Source organism: uncultured Dialister sp., from assembly GCF_900541605.1.
Lineage (GTDB): Bacteria > Bacillota > Negativicutes > Veillonellales > Dialisteraceae > Dialister.
Map to the genome: position 1 here is coordinate 1 of NZ_UQKJ01000169.1, position 3,534 is coordinate 3,534.

4 protein-coding genes are annotated in these 3,534 nt (G+C 52.5%); all 4 read left to right on the plus strand.

The genetic code is table 11. The features are described from left to right. A partial coding sequence (locus QZR21_RS08655; protein ID WP_296974966.1) for a hypothetical protein occupies positions 1–347 on the plus strand: 347 nt, incomplete at its 5' end. 167 nt (positions 348–514) lie between these two features. After that, on the plus strand, positions 515–907 hold the full coding sequence (locus QZR21_RS08660; RefSeq protein WP_296974969.1) for a hypothetical protein: 393 nt from the start codon (positions 515–517) through the stop codon (positions 905–907). Positions 908–926: 19 nt separating this feature from the next. After that, positions 927–1,760, plus strand: coding sequence for a DegV family protein (locus QZR21_RS08665; RefSeq protein ID WP_296100378.1), 834 nt, complete (start codon positions 927–929; stop codon positions 1,758–1,760). A 14-nt stretch (positions 1,761–1,774) separates the two neighbouring features. Then, the gene (locus QZR21_RS08670; protein ID WP_296100375.1) at positions 1,775–3,376 is read left to right on the plus strand and encodes a DAK2 domain-containing protein; all 1,602 of its coding nucleotides are present in this window, start codon (positions 1,775–1,777) and stop codon (positions 3,374–3,376) included. The last annotated feature ends 158 nt before the right edge of the window (positions 3,377–3,534 follow it).

Genomic DNA, 3,534 nt, shown 5'->3' on the forward strand with positions numbered 1-3,534 from the left:
TCGCGCCGCTTTTTATTCTGATGCGGCGCACCACCATTCCTCATTCCTCATTCCTAACTCCTAATTTTTCCAAAGCCCCGCCCGTTCGCATGCCTGCGAGCCACCCGACACCCGCCGCGAAGCGGCTGAATACAAAAATCGCGCCGCTTTTTATTCTGATGCGGCGCACCACCATTCCTCATTCCTCATTCCTAACTCCTAATTTTTCCAAAGCCCCGCCCGTTCGCATGCCTGCGAGCCACCCGACACCCGCCGCGAAGCGGCTGAATACAAAAATCGCGCCGCTTTTTATTCTGATGCGGCGCACCACCATTCCTCATTCCTCATTCCTCATTCCTAACTCCTGATTTTTCCAAGCCCCGCCCGTTCGCACGTAAATGCGGCTATCCCTACCCTCGACCTCGGTCTCAATCTCCTATCTTTTATACATAATTGACCGATTCAGCTTGACCAAAACTGGAATGGGCGATACACTTAGGTATAGTGGATAAATATAAAATCAACAGGTGATACTATGTTTAACTTACCCAATAAATATGTCGAAGTCGATGGATTCCGGATTCCTGCGGACAAAGCGGAGGAATACAAGCGGATTCGCGACCGTATGATCAAAGAGGCGGAGAAATTTTTCCGCACCTTCTGCGAATCTGTGAAGAGAGAAAAGCTGGTGGACCTCCTGGGGGAGGGTATTGTGGGGTACTCTTCCACCGGCGAAATGCTTGCCCGGATTTCCCTGGATCCCTTCGAACTTTCTGCCATGAACGTGGCCCTGCAGCGCAAGAAAATTAAAGAATACATCCTTGCCACCAATGGCTACGACAATGATGACTACCAGCAGCTCCTGAAGGAATTTGCGGAACGAAAAGCAGCCAGGAAAGCAGAAAGAAAAGCGAAAGAACAAAAATAACAAGGAAGGACGCTCACCCATGATTCAGCTAGTAGTAGACAGTACGGCAGCCATTCCGAAGGACTTTCTGGAAAAGCATGCCAATGTACATGTGATTCCCCTCTTCATTTCCGTGAAAGGGGAGTACGTGCCGGAATACGAAGCCACCATTGAACAGGTCATCGACTATTCCGAAAGCACAAAAAAGGCGGTTCCTACCAGCCAGCCCAGTACCGGGGATTTCCTCAAAATGTTCGAAACCATTCCGAAGGAAGACCCCATTATCGTGATCTGCATTACTTCCGGCGTCAGCGGTACCTATAACGGTGCCGTTCTTGCCGCGCGCCAGAGCGGACGGAAGAACATCACCGTCATCAATTCCAGGACCACCGCCATCGGCATGATGGAAATCGTGGAAGATGCGCTGGAATTCATTGACCAGGGCCTTTCGTTTGAAGAAATCAGCAAAGCCCTCATGAAATCCGCGGAAAACATGAGAACCACCTTCACCGTGGATACGCTGGACTACCTCCGCCGGGGCGGCCGTATCGGTAAAGCCGCAGGCCTCATCGGCAGCATCCTGAAAATCAAGCCGGTCATTTTCCTGAACGACAAGAATGAAGTGGACGTCCTGGCCAAAGTACGGACGAGCAAGAAAGCCACCGCCGCCATGATTGACTACCTCCGCGCCAATTCTCCGTGCAAGCGGATCGGCATCGTCCATATAGAGAATGAAGAGGGAGGAAAGGCCCTCCAGGCCCGGGTGCAGGAAGAGTATCCGGACATCGAAGTCACCCTTTCCACCGGTACCCCTGTTCTGGCATCTTACCTGGGGCCCGGGCTGACAGGAATTATATTTGAAAGTGCCAAATAATGGGGGAATAGAACATGTATAATATTATTGACGGGGTTTGCTTCAAGAACATGCTGATCGGCGCGTACCAGCTGTTCCAGAAAAAGTACGAAATCATCAACCAGCTGAACGTATTCCCCGTACCCGACGGAGATACGGGAAACAACATGCTGAACACACTGAAATCCATGTACAGCATGGTGGCCGATGAAAAACCGGACCAGCCCGTAGGCATCCTGGCGGAAAAAGCGGCAGCCGGTGCCATCATGGGGGCCCGGGGCAATTCCGGCGTCATCCTGTCCCAGATCATCCACGGCATCAGCCGGGGACTCCACGGCAAAAAGACCGCCTCCTGCGGGCAGATGAGTAAAGCCTTCCAGTACGGCATCCTCTATGCCTACCGGGCTGTCACCAAGCCGGTGGAAGGGACCATCCTTTCCGTAGCCCGGGGCATTGCCAAGGGAACACGGGAAATCATCCGCACAGAGACTGATTTCTCCAAAATTTTAGAAGCCTCCATCAAGTGCGGCAATGAAGCCCTGGCAAAGACACCGGAACAGCTCCAGATCCTGAAGGACGCCAACGTAGTCGATGCCGGCGGCCAGGGACTGATTTTCTTCCTCATGGGATGCCTGAATGGCCTCACCGGCAAGGTGGAAGACGTAAAGGTCGACGTGAAACCGGTCATCAGCCGTCTGGAAGCGAAGGGCGAAACCTTCTCCATTGAATATCCTTACTGCACCGAATTCATCATCAGCCCCTGCAAGATCAGGGCGAAGGAAGTCAGAAAGAAACTGTCCCCCTGGGGCGAATCCATGATCGTGGCAGAAGGGGATAACCTCGTCAAGGTTCATATCCATGCCCAGCGTCCGGGCCACGTCCTCGACATGGCTGCCGACTGGGGCACCCTCCACGACATCAAGTGCGACAACATGGTGGACCAGTTCCACAAGAATAAAGAAAAACAGCAGAAAATGGCCAAGAAACCCCTGGGCATCCTTACCGTAGTTTCCGGTGACGGATGGACAGAGCTCTTCAAGAAACTGGGAGCCGACGTGGTTTCCGGCGGCCAGTCCATGAACCCCTCGGTGCAGGAACTGAACCAGGGCATGGACAACGGGCAGTATGAAAAATACATCATCCTCCCGAACAATAAGAACATCATCCTCGCTGCCCAGCAGCTGAAGAAAATGCTGGGTGAAAAGGTTCACATCGTTCCTTCCACGAACCCCATGGAAGGCCTGGCTGCAGCCATGGCATTCTCCGAGGAGAACATGGTAGAAGATAACCTCACCGCCATGACAGAACGGATGGGAGACATCACATCCGCCATGATCACCACCGCCGTCCGGGACAGCGTGGTAGGCAAGTCCGTGATTCACAAGGATGACTTCATGGGCCTCACCAAGAACCACGAAGTGGTGGCAGAAAAAGACTTCACCACCTGCTTCGAAAAAGTTCTGGGCCTCATTACCACGGAAGATACGGAAATTGTCACCGTGTACTACGGCAAGGACCTCTCCGAAGAGGACTGCCGGAAAGAACTGGACAAGGCAGAAAAGAAGTACCCCGATATTACCTTTGAAATGTACGATGGCGGACAGCCCCTGTACCCCATGTTCATTTCTGCAGAATAAGCGCATAAGAAAGCCCGGGAAAATGGAATCCATTTCCCCGGGCTTTTTACGTGGGTAGGGGGATTACGGTTGGAGTCAGTAGGAGCGGGGCTGCTAGCTCCTAGCTTCTATAGTAAACGACAAAAATAATTTTATTTAAAGCTGCACAGGGTTCGAAG